Here is a 22,677-nt window from a genome sequence, read left to right as displayed (position 1 = left end):
TCGATCTCATCGGACGATGCTTCGATCGATCATCGCGGAGGTGTCTTCCGCCATGACCAGACCTTGCTCACAATCGTCCCGAACGTGCCTGGGATCGCGATCCCGTGGATCGCCATATCCGCCTCCGCCGGCGGTCTCGATTACGAGACGATCGCCCCGTTGAAGCTCCGTGTTGCCTTTCGACGGAAGCGTGATCTGCTCGCCATCGCGTTCAACGACAAACCGGGATTTCGCGCCGGACTTGCCGCCGAACAATCCCCATGGCGGTATCTTGAAACGATCGGAGTAGGAATTGAACGTTACGCCATCATCCATGATGCGATATACCCGTCGCGCACCCAGGCCTCCGCGACGCTTCCCCGCACCGGCCGAGCCGCGGCGCAGCGCGTACTCCTCCACACGCATGAAGGGGTAATCGGCCTCGAGCGACTCGACAGGTACGTTCGAGCAATTTCCCACGTAGCCATCGACGACGTCCGCGCCGTCCGAGCCGGCCGAGGCGCCCCACCCTCCACCGACGACCTCCATGTAGACACGGTATCGATCGGAGCCCATATGACCCATGCCGATCGCGTTCGTCGTATCGTGACCGGACGTCAGTACCTGGTCCGGAACCACTTCAGACATCGCGAGCATGATCGAATTGTAGACCCGATGGCATGCGTTGTTGCGGGCCCTTACCGCCAGGGGCTGGCTAGGATTGAGAAACGATCCATAAGGTACTTTCACGCAACGGATCGGCCGATAGAGACCGTCATTCACCGGAATGCGCCCTCCCCCCAGCAAGATCGCAATTGCTCCATAGGCCGCCGATACTGTCGATGCGTGCGGTGAATTGATCATTCCCTTCGTTTGCGGGGAGCTGCCGTCGAAATCGATTTCGATCTCGTCGCCATCGATGGTAATTTTGACGGCAACCCGTAATGGATCCGCTGTGAATCCGTTGTCGTCGACAAAATCTTCAGCGCGATAAACCCCGTCAGGAATTGCGCGCACGGCGTCGCGGGCGAGCCGCTCGGAATAATCCTGAAGATCGCGCGCCGCAGCCAGCACCGTCTCCTCGCCGAATCGATCGAGCATCTCTATGAAGCGAGCCTGACCAGTCCGATTGGCGGCCAGCTGTGCATAGATATCGCCCATAACGTCGTCGGGCGGGCGGACGTTGATTCTGATGAATTGTTCCAGAAGGCCGTCGCCGAGATCGCGATCCACGTCGAACCGGCATAGCGGGATACGCAGGCCTTCCGAGAACACGTCGGTGGCGCTCGCGTTGGGGCCGGCCGCGCCGCCTCCGACATCGATATGATGGCCGAGCGATGCGCTAAACGCCAGCAACTTGTCACGATAGAAAACCGGTGTGAATAGAACGATATCGTTGAGATGCTGGGCACCGTGATAGGGATCGTTCGTAATCAGACCTTCGTTTGGCTTGATGGTCGAGAGATCGAACTTCGCGGCAAAAGCCTCAAATACCTTGCCGAAGGAGTTCATGTGGATCGGGCAAAACTGTGCCTGGGCGATGATGCGGCCATTGCGATCGAGAAAGGATGTCGAACAGTCCCTGGCTTCGCGGATGATGGTTGAATAGGCCGATCGCACTAGCTTCTCGCCCATTTCCTGCGCCATGCCGTGCAGCCCGTGGCTGATGATGTTGAAGGTCGCTTGATTGAGATTCGTGCGCATGACCTAGGATTCCGGCGTGAGAATGAGCGCGCCGGTCTTGTCGACGGTGAGTATCCATCCCGGCGGTACGAACGTTGTTGCTGTCGGCTCCTCGATCACTGCGGCGCCCTTGACGACCGAGCCCGGGGCCAAACTGCCGCGCCAGGCGAATCGACACGCGACTTTTCCGCCTCCGAAGGTGATCTGCCCCTTCTCGATTTCTGCCTCGCTTTTCTCTTCGCTCATCTGGGTCAACGAGTTCAGCACCGTTGAAGGCGTCGGCACGTGCGCGGTCAGACGGAATGTCACGATTTCGATCGGCGCGGCGCGGGAAGTCGAGCCGTAGCGGGCTTGGTGAGCGGCGCCGAACACTTCGCGAAGGTAAGTGACGCCTTCGTGATCGAGGCGATTCAGGTCGATCGTCGTCAACAGCTCGAAGCCCTGCCCCTGATAACGCATTTCGAGCGCGTATTCGTAGACGATATCTTCTGCCGCATAGCCGTATTTGACGAACTCCGACTCCGGCTCGCGGTGCATTTGGCGGAATGTGCTTGCGATTGTCCGGGGGCTTTCGCCATCCACGGGCAAGAATCGGGTCTCGCGGTAGATTCGCTTGACGTCGGCGACGAGGAGACCCAGTGCGGAGAACAAGCCGGGATAAGGTGGAATCACGACGCGGCGTATCTTTAGTTCGGAAGCAGCGAGCGCGCTGATCATCGGCCCCATGCCCCCGTAGCCGTAGAGCGAATAATCCCTTGGGTCGTGGCCGCGCTGAACCGAAACGAGGCGAATTCCCTGGCTGATATGCGCGGTGCCGATTTCGACCATCGCCTGGGCCATTTCGTCGACGGTCTGGCCGAGCGGTTCAGCAAGCGTCTTCAGCGCCTGGTCGGATTTTTCCGGATGCAATGTCATCCTGCCGCCGAGAAAACGGTGCGGCCGGATCCATCCAAGGCGCACCAGCGCGTCGGTCAAGGCAGGAGCGCTGCCGCCGTGTCCGTAGCAGGCAGGGCCCGGCTTTGCGCCCGCCGAGCGGGGCCCGACCTGCAGCATTCCGCCTTCGTCGATCCACCCGATGCTGCCACCGCCTGCGCCTATGTTTGCGATGTCGACGCTGGGTAGACCGACCGGCAGTCCGTCCACTTCCGTCTCGGCAGTAATGCCGGGAACACCGTTCGCAATCAGGCAGATGTCCGCGCTCGTTCCGCCTACGTCCAGCGTAATGACGTTGCGATCACCAATGACGTCCGATATCCGCGTCGCCCCGATCACGCCGGCCGCCGGCCCCGAATTGAGCATCTCGACGCCCCGGCCATGCGATCCGGAGCTCGGAAGCACACCGCCCGACGATTGCATCACGAATAGACCGCTGCCGGGCGCGCGCTCGCCGAGATGATCCTCGAGGCGGCGCAGATAACGACCGACCAGCGGCACCAGATAGGCCGCCATCACCGTTGTCGACGCCCGCTCGTACTCGCGGAATGTCGGCAGCACGTCCGACGACAGCACCACGGGTAGATCCGGATAGCGTTTGTTCACGATCCTCCGCACTGTCTGCTCGTGCTCGGGATTCCGGTAGGAGTGCAGCAGGCAGACCGCAAGCGCTTCCGGCTTTTCCTTTTCGATCAACTGGTCGATCGTCCGACACAATTCGTCTTCGTCGAGTGAAAGAACGGCTTGCCCAGAAACGTCCATGCGCTCGGTCAGTTCGACGGAGCGCTTGAGGGGTATCAACGGCTCCGGTTTCTTGCAGGCGATCGCGTAGACGTTCGGACGAAGCTGTCGCTGCAAGACCAAGAGATCGCGGAAGCCGCGGGTCGCCAGAAACGCCGCGCGGCATCCCTTCCGCTCGATGACCGCGTTGGTGGCCACCGTCGATCCGTGAAACAGGTGCGTCAGCTTGGGAAGGTTATGGCCAAGGGACTGTGAAAGACCATCGATCACACCGACCGACGCATCATGAGGGGTTGAGGGCAGTTTGTGCGAACGGACGTCATCGCCTTCAATCCAAATTAGATCGGTAAAGGTACCCCCGACCTCGATCGCCATCTTGATCATCAATGCAAATCCGCACTTCACTGGGTGGACAGCCAGACGGGCGGTTCCGGCTGGAATTCGCCTTCCCGGTGGAGTACGACAGAAAACTGAAATTTTAGCAAGAATGAAAATGAAGCGAGACGAACGAAAAGCGGGCAAGTCAGGGTTAACCCCGCCAGCGGGTCCGAAAAGGCCGAGCCCAAAGGGCAGTCCGGCCCGCAATCCGGCCCTGGCCGGCCTTCTGCGGGAGGCCAGGAAGAGCAAAGATTTGAGCCTCAAGGACGTCGCGGACGCCACTGGACTGTCGATCGGGCTGATCAGTCAGATCGAACGGGGCCTGACCACACCTTCGATGCGATCGCTCAGGCAGATCGCCGATGCTGTCGGCGTCTCCGTGAGCTCCCTCTTCGCCAGGACCGACGCTGAAGATGCGGGCGAGAGCCGTCACATCACGAGAAAGCACATGAGACGCGTGCTAAATCTCGACAGTATCGGCATGCACATGGAAATAATGACACCCGACGAAGGGACTCCAATACAGGCTTTCGTGGCCTACCTCCTTCCCGGCGGCATGTCAGGAACCGAATTCGACAGCCACATAGGCCAGGAGTTCGGGATCATCATCGATGGCCAGCTCGAGCTTTTCCTCGGCTCCCAAAGATATCTGCTCAATCCTGGCGACAGCTTCAGCTTCAATTCGGAAACGCCCCACCGCTACGTCAATTCCGGCCCCACGATGACCTACATCCACTGGATCATCACGCCGCCTATCTATTGATCCACCCCCCAAAAACCCTTTGCATTGCGACCGCTCAGGCTGCTAAATTTCACTTTAGCTAAAAATTTGATGCTTAAGGCTTCGCAAGACGAAAGGGAAACTGATGGCGAAAATACTTGTTCTGGGTGGCGCCGGCGCCATGGCGAGCGGCACGGTGCGGGACCTGGTCGCACCCTACTCGTCCCGAGCCATCGACTTGATCACAGTGGCCGACTTCGCTGCCGAGCGCGCCAGCAAGCTTGTTGCCGAACTTGCGGATCCACGGCTCAGGGGCATCGAGCTCAATGTCGATGATTCCGAGAAGCTGGCAGCGCTGCTGAAGGAACACGACCTGTGCATCAACGCAGTTCCCACCTTCGCAGGTCATCAGATGGCGATCTTCGAAGCGTGTCTGCGAGCCCGGCGCACTTACGTCGACTATGGTGGAATGGGCGTCTTCACCGTCCAACAGAAGAAGCAACATGACGCGTGGAAGGCGGCCGGCGTCACCGCCGTGTTGGGACTTGGAGCCGATCCGGGCGTCTCCAATATGATCTGCAAGGCAGTGGCTGAGCGGCTGGATACGATTGATTGCATCAATCTCTATTGGGCCGCTACCTTGGTCGGAGAGGAAAATCCGATTCTTGTGCCGCCCTACAGTGTCTCCACCATTCTCGGCGAATATGCCAATCCCTCGATGCAATTCCTCGACGGCTCGTTGAAGGAAGTCGCTCCGCAATCCGGGAAGGAAATACTTCTCCTGCCCGAACCGTGGGGCCGCACCGAATTCATGTATACCCAACACTCCGAACCACTCACCGTACCCTTTGCGGAAGGTATTCGGGAGAAGGGCATTCGCGAATTCACCTGGAAGCTGCATTTGCCGCACCGCGAGCACGAAGCCTGGACAGGATTGATCAAGGCCGGGTTCGGAGCCTTTGATCAACCGATCAAGGTCGGAAACGCCAAGATCACGCCGGCCGAGTTCCTCGAAGCTGTGATCGCGCGCAACATTGCCACCAATCGTCATCGCATTCCTGCACAGCAGAGCCACGAAATTCATCTCGCGATCGGTCGCGGCACGAGCGGAGGGAAGAAGACCACGCTGAATTTCGCTGTGATCGGCCATCCGCATCCTTCGTTCGATGGTTTTGTCGATGCCGGCACGTCGATGGGACTTTCGATCGGCGTACAACTGCTGCTGTCGAAAGAGCGCAAAGCCGGCGTCTGGGGACCGGAAGAGTACTACGACGTTCCCTCCTTTTTGGCCGAGTTGCAGCGGCGCCACTTCGAGGTCCATGAAAACATCGACGTCGAACCTGCCGCGTAGCGGCAGGCTCCATTGTTCCTCAAGGGCATTCCTCCAACTCAGCTCACATGGCACCGGATTGCCTATCCAGACGCCCCTCGGAAAACCGGGACAATCGGAAAGCATCGAGATCGAGCGGCGCGATGCCATCGAGAATCAGACCCGAAATGACCTGCCCTACGGCGGGCGCCAGCGCGAAGCCGTGACCGTTGAATCCGGCGACCAGGGTCAAGTTCTTGAACCCGCAAGGCGACATGATCGGAATTAGATCCGGTGTCGCATCGATGCGGCCAGCTCATGTGCGCCGTCGTGTCCCTGGTGCCGCGAAGCGATAGAAGCGCGATGCGGATGGGAAAACGCGCGTAAGCGGCTTGAGAGGCCTGCGGCTTGCGGTATTCAGCTTGGAAGTTGTGCAATTTTGAAGCCGACTCAATAAACGATCGGACATTTCGCAGCTGCGCGCGATTGAGACCTGTCTGAACGACGAGGCAGCGGTTCAGCAACGGAATTCCGGACCGAAATTGCCGCAAGTTTCCTGCCAAACCGAGCCGCGTAGCTCCGCATCACGCACACTGAGTACGGATCTGTCCGCCTGGTTCTTGGCGCCGACTGAAGATGTTGGGGAATTGTCATATTTTCCAAACACGCCCAAGATTTCGTCCGCACGAAGACCGTCTGATGCAGGATTGAGAACATCGCGTTGCCGCTGCCGAGCGGCCGCATGTCGTCGGACGCGCCCGAGCCCCTCCATTCACAAGGGACCATGCCGGTCGGATTTTGTCTCGCAGTTGCGAGCAATGACTTCGACCCATTTCGATTTGAAGTCACCGTGCCTGATTTCCCATCGGCCTTTGCCTCTTGTTTTTGCTCACACGCACTTGACTCAATTAATTTCGGAGAGCGAAATTAAATTCTGAAATATGCAGTAAGGGTTCCATGGCTAGGCTAACTGCCGTCGAGCGGAAGACCAGCACCAGCACGTTGGAGGCATCCTCTGACGACGTGCGGCTCGTGCAGGCGGTGGCACGCGGCTTGGCCGTGCTGCGGGCGTTCAGGCCCGGCGAAAATTCACTCAGCAACAGCGAGCTGGCCGAGCGCACAGGCCTGTCGAAGCCGACGATCTCGCGTTTGAGCCAGACACTTGCCGCGCTGGGCTACCTGTCGATCGTTCCCCGCACTGGGCATTACCAGCTTGGCGCCGGTATCGTCGCCTTGTGCCATTCGCTGCTCGCCGGCATGCCCCACCGCATCGCCGCCCGCCCCGTCCTGCAGGAAATCGCGGATTTCTCGCGCTTGCCTGCATCGGTCGGCATGCGCGACCAATTGGTCATGCTCACCATCGAGACGGCGCATCATCCGCAGATGCGTCCGGCAAGGTTCGACCTTGGCTCGCGGCTGCCGATCGAGACTTCGGCCATGGGTCGCGCCTATCTTTTCGCCCTGGCAGAGGACGAGCGCGAGGCATTGTTGCAGCGGATCCGACTGCAGTGGCCGCGCAACGAGTGGCGCGGCGTGCGCGCGCGCATCGACGCGGCCTTCGAGTCGATCGCCAAGCGTGGTTTCTGTGTGTCTCTCGGTGACCGTCAGCCGGATGTCTATGCGGTCGGCGCTCCCGTGGTGACGGCGGACGGCGCGGTTCTGGCCTTCAATTGCGGTGGAATGCCATCTGAGGTCACGGCCGCGCAGCTCGAGAATGAGATCGGGCCGCGCCTTGCGCGCGCCGCCCAGCAAATTTCCATGGAGGCTCCAGGCGGTGCGTGATTTCACGAAGCAAGGCCGATCGACGGCGGTTGGCGAGAACGGCATGATCTGCACGTCGCATCCGGCGGCGTCCATGGCCGGCCTCGATGTGCTGCGATCCGGCGGAAACGCGGTCGACGCTGCCCTCGCGGCCATCGCCGTACTGGCCGTTGTCGAGCCGCACATGACCGGCATAGGCGGCGACTGCTTCGCTCTGTTCTCGATGGGCGGTGCCGCGCCGATCGCGCTTGACGGTTCGGGGCGGGCCCCGGGCGCAGCAAAAGCCGAATGGTATGTAGACCGCGACATCCGTGAAATTCCACCGACTTCCGCGCACGCAGTGACGATACCCGGTGCGATCTCGGCGTGGTGCACGCTTAACCGTGACCACGGATCAAAACCTCTTTCAGAGGTCCTTGCGCCCGCGGTCCGCCTCGCCGAGGAAGGCATGCGGGTGACGCCTCGCGTCGCCTGGGATTGGGGCCGGCAGATCGAGAAGCTCTCGGTGGATCCGGCGACCCGCGCCGCCTATCTCCCCGGCGGCCGCGCACCGGCCATTGGCGACCTCTTCCGCAACCGTGCGCTTGCCGAGACGCTGCGTTGCGTCAGTCGCGAGGGTGCGGCCGGATTCTACTCCGGCAAAGTGGCCAAGGCCCTGACCGCCAAACTGCGCGAGGCTGGTGGCCTGCATCAGGAGGAGGATTTCGCCCGGCATCGTTGCGACTACGTGGAGCCGGTCGAGACCCGCTATCGCGGATACGAGGTCTACGAGTGTCCGCCGCCCGGACAGGGTCTCGCCGCCCTCATGATCCTGCGCGTCGTCGAAAATCTGTCGTTTGGGAACGACCGGCATAGCGAGGCGGATCGTATCCATCTTCTTGCCGAGGCCACCAAGGCGGCGTATCGCGTCCGCGATTCCTACTTCTGCGATCCGACGCAGGGCGACGTGCCGGTTGCGCGGTTTCTTTCTGATGCTTTTACCGCCCGGACCACAGATAGCATCGACCCCGGCAAGGCCTCGCTGCCCGAACACTGGGACCTGACCGAACACAAGGACACCGTGTATGTTTGCGCTGTTGATCGCGACCTCAACGCGGTGTCGCTGATCAATTCGCTGTTCGCGCCTTTCGGAAGCGGCATTTTCGAACCGACGACGGGCGTTCTGCTGCACAACCGGGGAAGCGGATTTCGGACGGATCCCAAGCACCCCTGCGTCATCGCGCCCCATAAGCGGCCGCTGCACACGATTATTCCCGGGCTGGTTTTCCGCGACGGCAAGCCGATCATGCCGTTTGGGGTGATGGGAGGCCACTACCAGGCCACGGGCCATGCGCACTTTCTCTCGCAAATTTTCGATCGCGGGCTCGACATTCAGGCGGCGAGCGACGAGCCGCGTTCATTTGCCTTCGACGGAACGCTATCGCTCGAGAGAACAATCTCGCAGGCTACTTTCGACGAACTTGCCCGCCGCGGACACGCGGTTGTCTGGTCCGATCTTCCGATCGGGGGGGCGCAAGCAATCTGGATCGATCACCACCGCGGAATCATGTTCGGAGCGTCCGACCATCGCAAGGATGGAATGTCCTTGGCTCTTTAGTTGGAAGGAAGTCAGCAATGACGCTGTTGAAAGGTGCATCCACCGCGGAAGCGGGTCCCAAGCACCGCCCGCCCGTCGCATCGAGCACGCGCGACTTCATCCGCATCAACGAGGTCGGCAAGCTGTTCGGCGGTCGCGGGCCGGTCGTAACCGCGCTTCAGGATATCAAGCTCGACATCGGCCTCGGCCAATTCGTCGCGGTTGTGGGCCCGTCAGGCTGCGGGAAATCGACGTTGCTTCGTATTCTCGCAGGACTGATTCCGGCCAGCACGGGAACTGTCTGGTTCGGCAATCGCAAGCTGGAGGGGCCGCGGCACGACATCGGCGTCGTGTTCCAGTCACCCGTGCTGTTTCCCTGGCGCACCGTTCTCGACAATGTGCTGGTCCCAATCGACGTCCAGAAGCTTGATCGAAAGAAGTATCTGTCGCGGGCGCGTGAGCTCATCGAGCTTGTTGGATTGAGTGAATTCGAACAGCGCTATCCCGCCGAGCTCTCCGGCGGCATGCAGCAGCGGGTCGGCATTGCGCGCGCCCTGGTGCATGATCCGGCGATGCTGCTCATGGACGAGCCGTTCGGAGCGCTCGACGCCATGACTCGCGAGCACATGAACGTTGAATTGCAGCGCCTCTGGATGGCCCAGAGCAAGACCATCCTGTTCATCACCCACTCGATCTCCGAGGCCGTGTTTCTCGCCGACAGGGTCGTTGTGATGACGCCCCGGCCGGGCCGGATCGCGGAGGTGCTAGACATCGACCTTCCTCGTGAACGGACGCTCGACATGATGGCCACGCCGCCATTTGGCGAATACGTCCGCCGCATCCGCGCCCATTTCGGCACAGCTGGAGCCATGGACTGATGCCTGACCTCTCCTCCCTCGACACCGCCAGGAATCGTATTTTGAGCATCCTGCTGCTGTGCCTCGTACTCGTCATCTGGCAAGTAAGCCCGTTTCTCTTCAAGATTCCCGCCTTCATCTTGCCGTCTGCATCCGCCGTCGCCGAAGGGCTGTGGCGCGGCTTGACCAGCGGGCTCTATCTCTATCATGGCGCCGTGACGTTGTTTGAAGTGCTCGCCGGTTTTGCGCTTGGCGGATCCCTCGGCCTCGCACTTGGAGTCGCCGTCGCGCTCAACCGGCGTTTCGCCTACTTCATCTACCCATACATCATCATGTTCCAGTCGATGCCGAAGGTCGCGCTCGCGCCGCTGTTCGTTCTGTGGTTCGGGCTCGGCGTCACTTCGAAGATTGTGACAGCGGCGCTGGTGGCTTTCTTTCCGGTGATGATCAACACGATCTCCGGACTGAACTCTGCCGACAAGGACCGCATCGATCTCATCCTCTCGCTCGGCGGCAGCGAACGACAGGTATTCACTATGCTGCGGTTTCCGAGCGCGCTGCCCTTCATCATGGCGGGCCTCGAGATCGCCATGGCCCTGTCGCTGATCGGCACCGTTGTCACCGAGTTCCTCGGCGCGGACGCCGGGCTCGGCATGCTGATGCAAAGCATGAATTTCATGATGGACGTCGCCGGATCGTTTTCCGTCCTGATCATCCTGGCGGTCGTCGGGCTCGTACTCAATCAAACCCTGATCATGATCCGCCACCGCGTGCTGTTCTGGGAACGTCTCGGACGGGTTGACCCCGAAGCCGCCGCCGGGCGGGTTGACCCCGAAGCCGCCGCCGACACGGCCGCCGCCGAGCCGAAGACGCGCCAAGCCGACGGCGCGCTCCCCGCGTCACAGCGGTGACCTTGCCATGAACGTCTATTATTCAAATCGTCAACTTAAGCATCGTCCCCAGCAGATCATGCTGCTCGGCAGGCTCACCCCGCCCGTCGAGAACCCCGATCGGCTGGAAGTACTGGCCCGCAGGCTGACCGAGGCCGGCCTGAAGGAAGTGGCGCCTGCCGATCATGGCCGCGACGCCATCGAAGCCGTGCACAGCAGCGACTATGTGGACTTTCTCGCCTCCAGCTACGCGCGATGGGCCGCCAACCCCAAGGCGGGACCGGAGGTCCTGCCGAACACGCATCCGTATCGCGGGAAGGGATCGGCGCTGCGCCCTTCGTCCGGACCGCCTTGCAGCGTGGTCAACGCCCAGGCGGGCTGGTACATCGGCGACCTCAACTGCGCCATCGGCGCCGGCACCTGGAGCGCGGTCTACGAATCGGCGCAGGCCGCGCTGTCTGCGGCGCACGCAGTTATTGATGGTGCTCCCTCTGCATTCGCGCTTTGCCGCCCGCCGGGACATCATGCATTCACCGACCGCGCCTCCGGCTTCTGCTTCCTCAACAACGCTGCCATTGCCGCCGATCTCATCGGCAAGCGGGCAGGCAAAGTGGCCATCCTTGATTTCGACACGCATCACGGAGACGGCACGCAGGCGATCTTTTATGATCGCAAGGACGTGCTGTTCGCATCCGTGCACACCGACCCCACAACCTACTATCCCTACTTCTCGGGTTACGCCGACGAGCACGGCGAGGGAGAGGGGTACGGCGCCAACGTCAACGTGCCGCTTGCTCCCGGCAGCGGCAACGAAATCTTTCTCGATGCCTGCCGAAAGCTTGTCGAAGCTGCACGTGCGCACAAGACCGAGGTGCTCGTGGTGTCGGCTGGCTGGGACGCCCACCGTGACGATCCGCTGTCTCTTCTCGATGTCTCAACGGACGCCTTTGCACGAGTCGGCGAATTGCTGGCCGATCTACAGCTTCCGACGCTCATCGTGCAGGAGGGCGGCTATTCGCTGGAGGCCTCCGAGAACGCCGCTGCCGCTTTTATCAGTGCATTCTGCTCACGACACAAACGGACTTGACTAAATGTCACCTTATCCCACGTGCAACAGAACCGGAGAGTAACATGCGTCATAGCCACCTGGGTGCTGGCCTCGCCCTTTGCTCGGTGATTGCCGTTATAGGCTCGATCTCGCCCGCACTCGCACTGGATAAAGTGCGCCTCGGCTGGTGTACGAGCGTGATAACACACGGGGTCGCTCCGATCGCCGTTGCCACGAAGTTTGGCTGGTTCAAACAGCAGGACATCGAAGTCGAACTGGTGAATTTTCCGGGATCTTCGGACTGCGTCCGCAACGTTGCGACAGGCGAGGTGCTGGCCGCCGTCGCCACCCCGGAACCGGTCGCGATCCTTCAGCAGACTGGCGTGAAGACGCAGGTCTTCTACACCGCCTACCGCCGCAACATTTTTGGCGTCGCCGTGCCGGTCGACAGCCCCATCAAGAAATATGCGGATCTAAAGGACAAGAAAATCGGGGTGACCTCCATGGCCTCGGCAGGCGTCGTGCTGGCCCGGTCGGCAGCCACCGATGCCGGTCTCGACGCTGATCGCGACATCCGCATCGTCGTATCAGGGCAGCCGGCACAGAGCGTCGTCCTGCTCCAGCGCAAGGAGATCGATGCCGTCAGCCAGTGGGACACGCAATATACGCTGATGGGCCTTGCCGGCGTCCCCATGCGCATGCTCGAAGATCCACTGATCGACTCTTTCCCGGCTAATAGCCTCGTGGCGAGCGCTGACTCGGTCAAGAACAAGCGCGATCTGCTGGTACGCTTGGCGCGCGCATACACGCTGGGCGTCGCATATACTCTGAAAAATACGCGCCAGGCCGCCGCCATCTTCCAGGAGGTCTATCCCCAGGTCGTGCCGACGGGACTGACTCCGGACGCTGCACTCGACAGGACCACGACCTTGCTCAAGACCGTCTCCGAGAAGTGGACGCTCGACAAGCCAGGCGAGCAGTGGGGTGAGAGCGATCTCAAGATCTACCAAAGCTACGTCGACTGGCTGGTGCGGGCGAAGATCCTCAAGCAGCCCATGGAAGCGAAGGAGATCGCGACGAACGACCTGGTCGGAGACATCAACAGGAACCTCGACATCAAGTCGGCCGAGCAAGCCTCGGCGCGCTGACGCCGGGTCACCGTCCACGGCAAACAAGGACTGGAGTAACGCAAATGCAGCAAGCGAACCTCGACATTCCTCCGAACGACCTTGGCGCCTACTGGATGCCAATGACCCCGAACCGGCGCTTCAAGTCGGCACCGGAGTTCTTTGTCGAGGCCAAGGGGATGCACTACAGGACCCCTGACGGCCGGCAGGTGCTCGATGCCATCGCCGGCCTTTGGTGCGTCAACGCAGGGCATTGCCATCCCAAGATCATCGAGGCCATTCGCCACCAGGCGGGCAAGCTCGATTACGCATCAAGCTTCTCGCTCGGGCATCCGCTCGCATTCCACTACACGAATCGAGTGATGGAGATCGTGCCGAAAGGGTTTGACCATATCTTCCTTGCCGGATCCGGCTCGGAGGCGGTCGACACCGCCCTGAAGATGGCGCTGGCCTATCACCGGGCGCGCGGTGAAGGTCATCGCCAGCGCCTGATAGGGCGGCAGCGCAGTTACCATGGGATGGGGTTCGGCGGGCTCTCGGTCTCGGGCATCGGATGGCAGCGGGCGCAGTTCGGGGTCATGCTTCCGGGGGTATCACACCTGCCCCACACACATGATCTCACCCGCAACGCGTTCAGCAAGGGAGAGCCCGAGCACGGTGTCGACTTTGCGGATGCGCTGGAGGGCTTGTTGACCGCGATGGACCCATCGACGGTCGCAGCCGTCATCGTCGAGCCCGTCGCCGGAGCCGGCGGCGTGCTTCCGCCGCCCAAAGGCTATCTCAAGCGACTGCGCGAGATCACAAGCAAGCACGGCATCCTGCTGATCTTCGACGAGGTTGTCACCGGCTTCGGTAGACTGGGAGCGCCCTTTGCCGCGCAGGCTCTGGGCGTCACGCCGGATCTCATCACCTGCGCCAAGGGAATGACCAACGGCGCCGTCCCCATGGGAGGCGTGCTGGTTCATCATCATGTGCACGAGGCCATGTCGCAGGGACCGGAGGCCACCGTTGAGTTCGCCCATGGCTACACCTACTCCGGCCACCCGCTTGCCTGCGCCGCCGCGCTTGCCACCCTCGATGTCTATCAGGAGGAAGGCATCTTCGAGAAAGTCGCGCGCATCGCCGGGAAATGGGAAGCCGCCATTCACGACATCAGGAGCGCCGGCGGCGTGGTCCGCGATATTCGCAACCTCGGCCTGCTTGGGGCCGTAGAGATCGAATCTGCGCCAAATGCACCCGGTCAACGGGCGCGGGCCGTGGCGAACCATTGTTTCGAAAACGGGATCTTTGTTCGCGCCCTTGGCGATACGTTGATCCTGTCGCCACCTCTTATCATCAACGAGGAGCAGATTGGTCAGATCGCCGACGGCATCAAGAACGGCGTTCAGACATTGTGAAATAAGGAGCCAGCCATCAACGTAGCGGCGGAGAAGCCGCGCTAGTACGCCGGACGACGCGTCAGCGCTTCCGAGATGAGCACGACGTCCTTTTGTCAGCGGTCACAGGTGCCGATGAGGTAGACCTTGACATTCAGGACCCGGCCTCGGCCCAGCCTTGCCGCATGCCCTTGAGCCCGAACTCATAAACCTCCTCCTCGTTGGGGGAGAAGTCGCGCCACACGCGGGTGGCGGCGGCGAGCGCCGGAACGGCGCGGCCGAAGGCTTCGATCGTCAACCTACCATCATATTCTGCGGCCCTCAGCGCCTTGTAGGTGGGCCCCCACGGCACATGGCCCTTCCCCGGGGTGCCGCGATCATTCTCCGAGATATGGACATGGATCATGTGCCGCTGGATTGTATTTATGGCGGCGACCGGGTCCTTCTCCTCGATATTGGCATGGAATGTATCGTACATCCCTTTGATTGCGGGATGATCGACTTCGTCCAGATAGCTGGCCAACTGATCCATCGTGTTGAGGAAGTAGCATTCGAATCGGTTCACCGCTTCAAGGGCAAAGCTGATGCCGTGCTTTCCGGCATGGTCGCCAGCGCGGCGATGGAATTCGATCCCGCGCTTGCGCTCATCCGCCGTGGGCCCGTTTCCGGTGAAGCGACCGAGTTCGGAATGCATCGGGCCGGCGATGATCGACCCTCCAAGCGCCTTGGTGCAGTCGACGACCCATTTGGCCCGCTCGACCGCAGCCTGCCGCTCCATCTTGTCGCCCGAGAGTGGATCGTGCCCCGCGCCCAGCACGCTCGCGGTCGTGACGTCGAGATCCATCCTGGCAAGTTGCTCTCCGAGCCTTGCGTAGGAATCGATCGTGCCTTCGAAGATCGGAACCTCCACGCTATCATAACCCGTCCTCTTGAGCGCCTCCAGCACAGGCACGTGTTCGTCGGTGACATGCCCTGTCCAGAGCAGCAGATTGAATCCGTACTTCATCCGCGCCTTCCCATCGAGCTTTCCCACAGCAGGCGATCCGGGGCCAGTTCCGCTGGCTTAGCCCCTTGCCGGCACCAGCTGCTTCACCATCGCGTCAATCAGGCGCGGCAGGTCATAAGGGAAACGGGCCGTAATCAGGTTGCCGTCGACCACGCAGGGTTCGTCCAGGACTGTAGCGCCGGCGTTTTCGAGGTCGATCTGTATATTCCACACAGCCGTGGCGCGCTTGCCTTTGAGGATCTTGGCGCTCACCATAACCCATTGGCCATGACAGATGGCGCATGTGGGCTTGCCCGCTTCATACATGGCGCACACAAACGCGCGCGCATGCTCGTCCATGCGCAGCGCATCAGGATTCCAGCATCCGCCCGGCAGAAGCATGGCATCGTAATCCTCAGCCCTCGCTTCGTCCGTGTAGCGGTCGATCTTCAGCCAACCTGCATTTTCCATGAGGCGGATGGCGAGGACATGGGTGGCGCATTGTGGCGGGAAGCGGAGGCCAAGCGTGGGATGAAACTCACCTATGCGGGGCGAGACAACATGAACTGTGGCGCCGTGCTCGGTGAGCCAGCGATGAGCGCCCAGAATCTCCACTTCCTCCACGCCATTGGTGCAGCAGATGGCGATGCGCTTGCCCTTGAGCAGACTTGGATCTGTAGGTGGATTAAGCAGGAAGCTCTTGAGCTCTCGGTTCAATTCGCCGTCGGCCGTCACCAACAGTTCCGTCGAAATGGATGGGACCGGCGAAGAGGACATTAGCTGCTGCATGCGGTCGAAGGCCGTGGCTTGCGGAGACGCGCTCATCTTTCATGCTCCTGAACGAGGTTGATTGGTACATTCGTGACTAAAAGTATCAGAAAACGATCCCCCCTAATGCACGGGTCTGTTGATTGAGGGCGGTTTATCGGCAGGGTGCAGACTCACTCCTTGCGGCGACTCTGCAGCGTGATGAGTCCAGCCAAAGCAGCAGCGATAATCGCAATGGTCCATGTGAAGCCATGCATGTACCAAGGCGTTGCGTTGAGCTGAACTTTGCCCAGCACGGTGTCGGGATCCGGCGGCTTGAGGAAGAATGCGCCGTAGAGATGTGCGACAACGATGGAAGCGAGCAGCACAATGCAGAAGATCATGGCGACGACCATGGCCACCGTTACCAGCGAGCGCTGGGGTACACCAGGTTGCGCCAGAGGCAGGAGGTTGTTGACAAGCCCCGCCAGAACGATCAGCGCGCAGCCAACCGTGAAAAGCGAGATGTTGAACGGCTGAAAGATCATCAGAAGCGCGAATACGCCAAGCCCGATGATGCTGTATTCCAACGCCCGCGCCGCCGTCGGCGTCACTCCGCCATTGCCTTGCTCGCCATTTCTCATGCGCGCACCGCCTTTCCGTCGTCTGCGAACACGTGGGTTTGCGCGGGATCTGGAACGAGGTGGAGCGCCTCGCCAATCTTCACCCTTTTGTCACGCGGCACGACGACCCGGATGTCGCTGCCCGTCTTGGTGCGCGCGTGAATAAGCGTCTCGGCACCCATTGGCTCAATGAGCTCGGCCATGGCGTCGATCGTGTCCCTGGTGCCCTCGGAGACAACGGTGAAAGCTCGCGGGCGTATTCCCACGGTGACCTTTCCAGCCTCCAGGTTTGCGACCGCGGGATGGACGCTCAGATCGACATCCTGCTCGTCGAAGACCACTTTCGCCTTGCCGTTGCGGTAGCTCTTGAACTGTGCGTCGATCAGGTTCATCTGCGGCGTGCCGATGAAGCTCGCAACAAAGACGTTGGCGGGCTTTGCGAAGACCTCGTGTGGGGTTCCCACCTGCTCGATCAGCCCGTCGCGCATGATGGCAATGCGGTCCGCCATGGTCAGGGCTTCAAGCTGGTCGTGGGTAACTATCACAGTGGCTTTCGTGAGATTTGACAGCACGGCCTTGATCTGGCCGCGCATGGAGTGACGCAGCTCCACATCGAGCCGCGAGAGAGGTTCGTCGAACAGAAAGCATTTGGGATCCCGAACAATGGCGCGGGCAACAGCGGCGCGTTGCTTCTCGCCCTCCGAAATCTGTCCTGGCAACCGGTCCAGGATATCGCGAAGATGCAAGATGTCAGCCACCTTCCTGACGCGGGCTGCCACTTCCGTGCTCCCAATTGCTTCGCGGTGAAGGGGCATTGCAATGTTCTGCCCAACACTCAGCGCCGGATAGAGCGCATAGAACTGGAAGACCATTGCGATGTCGCGCTTCTCCGGCGGCAGGTTATTCACGCGCTGCCCCGCAATGACGACGTCCCCTGCCGTGGCGCGTTCGAGGCCGGCAATCGTACGCAGCGTAGTCGTCTTGCCGCAGCCCGAAGGACCGAGCAGACAAACAATTTCACCTGCAGCCACGGACAGGTTGGCATCTTTGACGGCAACAAATGCGCCGAACTTCTTGGTGAGGTCGCGTATTTCTATGGTCGACATGATCACTTCCTGACCGTGCCGAACGTGACGCCACGCAGCAGGTGATCCTGCAAGAAGAAGGTGGCAAGGAACACGGGAACAAGAAACAGGGTTTCAATGGCAGCCAGCAGCGTCCAGTCCGTTCCGCGCCCGCCGGAAGACACGGCCTGGTTCATGGCAACAGGCACGGTGCGTGTATCAGGGCCCGTCAGGAGCAGCGCGAACAGGAATTCGTTCCAGGTGAGGATGAGGCCAAAAACGAATGTTGCGGCAAGACCCGCGACAACCTGCGGCAGGCAAATCTTGAAAAACACTTTGATTTCTGACGACCCATCGATGCGGGCTGCATCCTCGACGTCCGTCGACAGCTCATCGAAGAAGCTCTTCATCATCCACACGGTAAAGGCGAGATTGAAAGCCGTATAGAGCATGATGATGCCGAGATAGGATCCAGAAAGGCCCACGGCGCGGAACATCAAGATCACCGGAATGATGACGACGATCGCAGGCAGCATACGGGTCGTCAAAATGATGAAGAGATAGGTATCGTTGCCCTTGAGCGGATAGCGCGAGAAGCCATAGGCGGCCAACGTGCCGATAACGAGGGCAAGCAGGACGGATGCCGACGCGATCACGATGGAGTTGAAGAAGAATCGGTCAAACCCGGTGGACTCCGGCTGGCCACCCGCCGTCATGACGCGGGAGAAGACCGAGGCAAAATTGTCCAACGTCGGTGTGAAGACAAACTGATCGGGGATAAGACCAAAGAATGAGGTAGGCGAAAGCGTTGGCGGCACTGAAAGCGCCAGCCCCTGCGGCTTTATGGCCGTGAAGATGATGAAGAGGACCGGCAGGAAGTAGACGAAGCTGACAATCGCCACGACGAGCGTGCGGCCCCAGCCCGCCTCCGCGATGCCGCCGGCGCTACGAAAGCCAATCCGCTCCCAGAAAGAAACTCTGTTTGTCATGGCTCAGGCTTCCCTGTTCTTGGGATTGGCAACGTAGAGATAAAGGTTCGTGAGCACGATCACTATGAAGAGGATGATGTAGGAGATGGCGGCTCCCTCGCTTGTCTTGTTCTGTTCGTTGGCAATTCGGATCAAGTGGTAGGAGATCGTCATTGTGTCGTTTCCGCCCTTGGTCAGCACGATCACAAGGTCTGCCAGCTTGAAGGCTTCGATGGTGCGGAACAGCAGCGCCAACATCAGGAGCCCACGGATATAGGGGAAGGTGATGCTCCAGAAGCGCCGCCAGGCGGAGACCCTGTCGATGGCGGCAGCCTCGTAGAGATATTTCGGCACGGACACGAGGCCCGCCAGCACGAGCAGCATGACGAAGGGCGACCACATCCAGGCGTCGGCAAAAACGATACCGGCCACAGCGCCCGCCTTGCTGTCCATGACGATGAACTGGCCGCCCGCGAGGCTATTGATCACATAGCTCAGGATGCCGAAGGTGGGATCATAGTAGTAGGTGAAGAAGACACCTGAGGCCACGACCGACAGCATCATCGGTGTGAGAACCAGAATCAGCAGATATTTCCGCAGCGGGAACTGCTTGGCAAAAAGCATCGCCAGCAGAAACCCCACGATCATCTGTACAGAAACTGTGCACACCGCGAACATGGCGGTGTTGATGAGGGCGCTCCAGTTGGCCGGAGCCGCGACCTCGTCGGTCAGAACCTTGATGTAGTTGTTGAGGCCGACGAAGCGGATGGACTGCAGGTTCGACTGGTAGGCAAAAAATGAAAGCCCGAGGGACCAAAGCAGCGGGAAGATGTTCATCACGAATAGAACGGCGATGGCGGGCGCGACCAGCAGCCCGCCATAATAGCGACGGCGGTAGGCATTCACCGCGAATGCCGCGGCGACCAAAGCGGACATGGCGCCAACGACCCAGAAGGAACCGGACGCCGGCAGCGCCACCACCGCAAGTGTGGAGACAACAAGCCCCACGAGAACTGCAAGCCGCCAGTTGCCGGCCGAAAGCTCAAGTAGAGCCGGTGCAGTCTTGGCAGATTGAGTCTTGGCAGATTGTATGCCTGACATCAGTTGCATGAAACTTCCGTGGAAAAGCAATTCCTGTGCGTTGCAGAGCGGCCTCGTGCGACCGCGGTCGGCATCTGGCCTTGTCTTTCAAGTGGCCGGGGAGGAGGACGAAGCCCCTTCCCCGGCCAAGCTCGCAATTGCTGCTGCTCGCAGAGCTCACGTGTCATGTCACTTGATCAGCCCCACCTCCTTGAGCAGGCGCTGCTGGAACTTGGCGATATTGTCCGAAGTCGTCTTGGCATCCTGCCTGCCAGTAATGGCGAGATCGTACTGGTCTTGCTGCTGGGTCAGCAGCTCGAAGAACTGCGGCACGTGCCACACGTCCTTCTGCCAATCCAGCGAAGGAGCCCAGGTCCTGTTCCAGGGGCGGTAAGTTACGTACTTCGGATCCGAGTACACGGACTTGATGGCAGACTGACCGCCGGCCGCCGCAAACTGGTGCTGGATGTTCGACGACAGCCACCACTTCACGAATTCCACTGCCTCCTTGATCTGTGCGTCGGTCGTCCAGGTGGTCAGCACGAAGGGCTGGCCGCCAATATTGGACCAGCGGACCAGCTTGCCGTCAGCACCTTTGGTTCCCGGCATCATGCCGAACACCAGGCTGTCTGAGACCTTCGAAGTTTTCGGATCAAGCGAGGCTTCGGCAAGGCCGATCCAGTTGACGCTCATAGCCACCTTACCTTGGCGGAACAGCTCATCGGACTTGAAGATGTCCATCGTGCCCGTCTTGGCGAGAGGCGGCATGTATGCGATCAGGCTCAGATACTTGTCCAGCGCCTTCACGGCCGCCGGCGAGTTCACGACACCTTCCGCCTTGCTGTTGGGCGCCTGGGTCTCATCCCAGATGTCACCACCCATTTGCCAAATAAAGCCGTTGATCTGCATCGACGAGAAGTCGTAGCTCTTGCCCGCCTGAAACGCGATGCCGTAAAAATCGTCTTCGGCAGGCTTGCCGGCCAGCATCTCGCCCTTCTTGCGGCGAAAGAATTCGCCGACGTTCCTGAAGTCGTCCCAGGTCATGGCGTCGAGCTCTTCGCCCGTGCAGGGAAGTTTCTGGTTGAATTTCGCCATGAAATTCTTCTGTTCTGCTTCGTGGCAGATAATGTCCTTTCGCGCGAAGTTCACCAGCACATCGGGAAACTGCGGAAAGCCGTAGTAATTTTCCGACTTGTGCGGATAAGTTGAGTAGGAGTTCAGCGCGTTCGGATGGATGTCCTTGAACGTCTTCATGAACTCGGGATCTGCGTTGAGCAGATCGTTGATCTTCCGGAAATAGCCGCCCTCGACGAACGCGCCCAGCCACTGCGAGTCCGAAACGATGAAGTTATACTTCCGCTCGCCCGATGTGAGCGACGCATTCACGCGGGTATAGAAATCTGGCCACGGAATGAAATCCACCTGGAGCTTCACCGTGTTGCCGGACTCTGGTTTGTACTGCTCGTCGAAAAACTTCTTCATGATGCGCGTTGGTGGCCAATCCGGCACAGCCATCGTCAGCGTCACATCAGCGGCGAAAGCAAATGTCGTTCCCAGCACCAGCGAAGCGGCAAGCCCGGCCGCCATCACTATGCTGTTGATCACCCTTGTCGCAGTCATCCTGGTTCCCTCCGTTTAGATTTCTTTTTTTGTTAAATCACTCGCCTCAGACCATCATCCGTCCGCTCGAAGCGCGGAAGATGTAGAATTTTCTTGGATCGAGAATAACCGCCGCCTGTTGGCCAGGCTGCAAACCCGAGGCGGCAGATTCCGGCAACACCATGCGCAGCGTTTCGCCGCCGGCTTCCACGGATACGATCGTGACGTCCCCGAGCGGCTCAAGCATGGAAATATTGGTCTTGAGGCCTTGCTCGCCCTTCCCGGCAAAGCGCACGTCGCTCGGACGGATGCCGACCACGGCCGCTTCGCCTGCTTCTGCGGCTTGCAGCTTTTTCGCGAAAGGCAATGGCCCAATTGCGGATTCGAGGGCGGCGTTGTCTGCGGCCAGTCTGCCCTTGATCATGTTCATGTGGGGCGAGCCGATCTTGCTTGCCACATACAGGTCACATGGCGCTTCGAAAAGTTCGTCCGGCGTTCCGATCTGCACCACGCCGCCGTCGCGCATCACTGCGATTTCCTCACCCATCGAGAGGGCTTCGAGCTCATCGGGTGTGGCGTAGACGATGGTGAGACCAAACTGGCGGTGAAGGCGCTTCAGTTCCGCCCGCATCTCATGGCGGAGCTTCGCGTCGAGATTGGTCAATGGCTCGTCCAGCAACAGGATCCTGGGGCGGCGTATCAAGGAGCGACCCAAGGCCACGCGCTGCTGTTCGCCACCCGAAAGCGTATTGGGCTTTCGATTGATCTTCGTGTCGAGCCGGAGCATCGTCGCCGTCTCCTTCACGCGGCGATCGATCTCCTCACGCGGGCGCTTTTCTTCGATCAGCGGATAGGCGAGGTTGTCGTAAACGGTCAGGTGCGGATAGAGCGCGAAGGACTGGAACACCATTGACACGCCCCGGCCCGCAATCGGCTCATGGGTCCAATCCTTGCCAAAAATCTCGACGTGCCCGCGTTCGGGCGCGATGAGACCAGCGATTGTGCGGAGCGTCGTCGTCTTGCCAACCGAACTCGGCCCAAACAATACAAAGAAACGACCTTCCGCCACCCTGAAGGACAGGTTTTCGAGAGCCCGCACGCGGCCGTATGACTTGCCTACATTTGTCAAACGCAGTGCAGATTTCTCAAACTGTCCCATTGCCATTTCCTAGACCACCGCCGTAGCAAATTCCTATTCGTCGCCAACACGCAGTCACTCCGCGTTCCGCAAG

At 60.3% G+C, this 22,677-nt stretch carries 20 protein-coding genes; 9 read left to right on the top strand and 11 right to left on the bottom strand.

Annotated elements, in window-relative coordinates; genetic code table 11:
• Nucleotides 1-6 precede the first annotated feature (6 nt).
• Nucleotides 7-1,683: a hydantoinase B/oxoprolinase family protein gene (locus AC0QUY_RS04660; protein ID WP_475385955.1), complete on the bottom strand. Its 1,677-nt coding sequence runs from the start codon at nt 1,681-1,683 to the stop codon at nt 7-9.
• Nucleotides 1,684-1,686: 3 nt separating this feature from the next.
• Nucleotides 1,687-3,720, bottom strand: a complete 2,034-nt coding sequence (locus tag AC0QUY_RS04655) for a hydantoinase/oxoprolinase family protein (protein WP_475385954.1) — start codon at nt 3,718-3,720, stop codon at nt 1,687-1,689.
• A 109-nt stretch (nt 3,721-3,829) separates the two neighbouring features.
• Here AC0QUY_RS04655 and AC0QUY_RS04650 point away from each other — a divergent pair, with 109 nt between their 5' ends.
• Together AC0QUY_RS04650 and AC0QUY_RS04645 are read left to right on the top strand one after the other, a co-directional pair.
• Nucleotides 3,830-4,477, top strand: a complete 648-nt coding sequence (locus AC0QUY_RS04650) for a helix-turn-helix domain-containing protein (RefSeq protein WP_475385953.1) — start codon at nt 3,830-3,832, stop codon at nt 4,475-4,477.
• A gap of 103 nt (nt 4,478-4,580) precedes the next feature.
• Complete coding sequence (locus tag AC0QUY_RS04645; protein WP_475385952.1) at nt 4,581-5,786, top strand: saccharopine dehydrogenase family protein; 1,206 nt, start codon at nt 4,581-4,583, stop codon at nt 5,784-5,786.
• A 43-nt stretch (nt 5,787-5,829) separates the two neighbouring features.
• On the opposite strand, the gene AC0QUY_RS04640 is transcribed toward AC0QUY_RS04645, so the two are convergent.
• Nucleotides 5,830-5,997 carry a hypothetical protein gene (locus AC0QUY_RS04640; RefSeq protein ID WP_475385951.1) on the bottom strand — a complete coding sequence of 56 codons (168 nt, stop codon included), beginning with the start codon at nt 5,995-5,997 and terminating at the stop codon, nt 5,830-5,832.
• A 770-nt stretch (nt 5,998-6,767) separates the two neighbouring features.
• Here AC0QUY_RS04640 and AC0QUY_RS04635 point away from each other — a divergent pair.
• From AC0QUY_RS04635 to aptA, 7 genes are read left to right on the top strand one after another with little or no spacing between them, the layout of a single operon-like run.
• Nucleotides 6,768-7,526 (top strand): IclR family transcriptional regulator, encoded by a 759-nt coding sequence (locus AC0QUY_RS04635; protein WP_475385950.1) that lies wholly within the window; start codon nt 6,768-6,770, stop codon nt 7,524-7,526.
• Nucleotides 7,519-9,102 (top strand): gamma-glutamyltransferase, encoded by a 1,584-nt coding sequence (gene ggt / locus AC0QUY_RS04630; RefSeq protein WP_475385949.1) that lies wholly within the window; start codon nt 7,519-7,521, stop codon nt 9,100-9,102. The genes AC0QUY_RS04635 and ggt overlap by 8 nt, the downstream gene beginning before the upstream one ends.
• Nucleotides 9,103-9,119: 17 nt before the next feature.
• The gene (locus AC0QUY_RS04625; RefSeq protein ID WP_475385948.1) at nt 9,120-9,959 is read left to right on the top strand and encodes an ABC transporter ATP-binding protein; all 840 of its coding nucleotides are present in this window, start codon (nt 9,120-9,122) and stop codon (nt 9,957-9,959) included.
• Nucleotides 9,959-10,849: an ABC transporter permease gene (locus AC0QUY_RS04620; protein WP_475385947.1), complete on the top strand. Its 891-nt coding sequence runs from the start codon at nt 9,959-9,961 to the stop codon at nt 10,847-10,849. Before AC0QUY_RS04625 ends, AC0QUY_RS04620 begins: the two co-directional genes overlap by 1 nt.
• A gap of 7 nt (nt 10,850-10,856) precedes the next feature.
• Nucleotides 10,857-11,915 carry a histone deacetylase family protein gene (locus tag AC0QUY_RS04615; protein ID WP_475385946.1) on the top strand — a complete coding sequence of 353 codons (1,059 nt, stop codon included), beginning with the start codon at nt 10,857-10,859 and terminating at the stop codon, nt 11,913-11,915.
• A gap of 44 nt (nt 11,916-11,959) precedes the next feature.
• Nucleotides 11,960-13,024, top strand: a complete 1,065-nt coding sequence (locus tag AC0QUY_RS04610) for an ABC transporter substrate-binding protein (RefSeq protein ID WP_475385945.1) — start codon at nt 11,960-11,962, stop codon at nt 13,022-13,024.
• Between the two features lie 44 nt (nt 13,025-13,068).
• Nucleotides 13,069-14,400, top strand: a complete 1,332-nt coding sequence (gene aptA, locus AC0QUY_RS04605; RefSeq protein ID WP_475385944.1) for an omega-aminotransferase AptA — start codon at nt 13,069-13,071, stop codon at nt 14,398-14,400.
• A 133-nt stretch (nt 14,401-14,533) separates the two neighbouring features.
• On the opposite strand, the gene AC0QUY_RS04600 is transcribed toward aptA, so the two are convergent.
• From AC0QUY_RS04600 to AC0QUY_RS04565, 8 genes are all read right to left on the bottom strand, one after another.
• Entirely contained in the window at nt 14,534-15,385 is an 852-nt protein-coding gene (locus AC0QUY_RS04600) for a sugar phosphate isomerase/epimerase family protein (protein ID WP_475385943.1), read from the bottom strand.
• Nucleotides 15,386-15,442: 57 nt separating this feature from the next.
• The gene (locus tag AC0QUY_RS04595) at nt 15,443-16,189 is read right to left on the bottom strand and encodes a type 1 glutamine amidotransferase domain-containing protein (protein ID WP_475385942.1); all 747 of its coding nucleotides are present in this window, start codon (nt 16,187-16,189) and stop codon (nt 15,443-15,445) included.
• 116 nt (nt 16,190-16,305) lie between these two features.
• Nucleotides 16,306-16,725: a hypothetical protein gene (locus tag AC0QUY_RS04590; protein WP_475385941.1), complete on the bottom strand. Its 420-nt coding sequence runs from the start codon at nt 16,723-16,725 to the stop codon at nt 16,306-16,308.
• A 26-nt stretch (nt 16,726-16,751) separates the two neighbouring features.
• A complete protein-coding gene (locus AC0QUY_RS04585; RefSeq protein ID WP_475385940.1) occupies nt 16,752-17,840 on the bottom strand; it encodes an ABC transporter ATP-binding protein in 1,089 nt (362 codons plus the stop codon).
• A gap of 2 nt (nt 17,841-17,842) precedes the next feature.
• The gene (locus AC0QUY_RS04580; protein ID WP_475385939.1) at nt 17,843-18,700 is read right to left on the bottom strand and encodes a carbohydrate ABC transporter permease; all 858 of its coding nucleotides are present in this window, start codon (nt 18,698-18,700) and stop codon (nt 17,843-17,845) included.
• Between the two features lie 90 nt (nt 18,701-18,790).
• The gene (locus AC0QUY_RS04575; RefSeq protein ID WP_475385938.1) at nt 18,791-19,876 is read right to left on the bottom strand and encodes a carbohydrate ABC transporter permease; all 1,086 of its coding nucleotides are present in this window, start codon (nt 19,874-19,876) and stop codon (nt 18,791-18,793) included.
• A gap of 159 nt (nt 19,877-20,035) precedes the next feature.
• On the bottom strand, nt 20,036-21,466 hold the full coding sequence (locus AC0QUY_RS04570; protein WP_475385937.1) for an extracellular solute-binding protein: 1,431 nt from the start codon (nt 21,464-21,466) through the stop codon (nt 20,036-20,038).
• Nucleotides 21,467-21,512: 46 nt separating this feature from the next.
• Nucleotides 21,513-22,604 (bottom strand): ABC transporter ATP-binding protein, encoded by a 1,092-nt coding sequence (locus AC0QUY_RS04565; RefSeq protein ID WP_475385936.1) that lies wholly within the window; start codon nt 22,602-22,604, stop codon nt 21,513-21,515.
• Between the last annotated feature and the right edge of the window lie 73 nt (nt 22,605-22,677).

Source organism: Bradyrhizobium sp. WYCCWR15520 (assembly GCF_056174665.1).
This window is presented reverse-complemented; position numbering and strand designations above follow the sequence as displayed.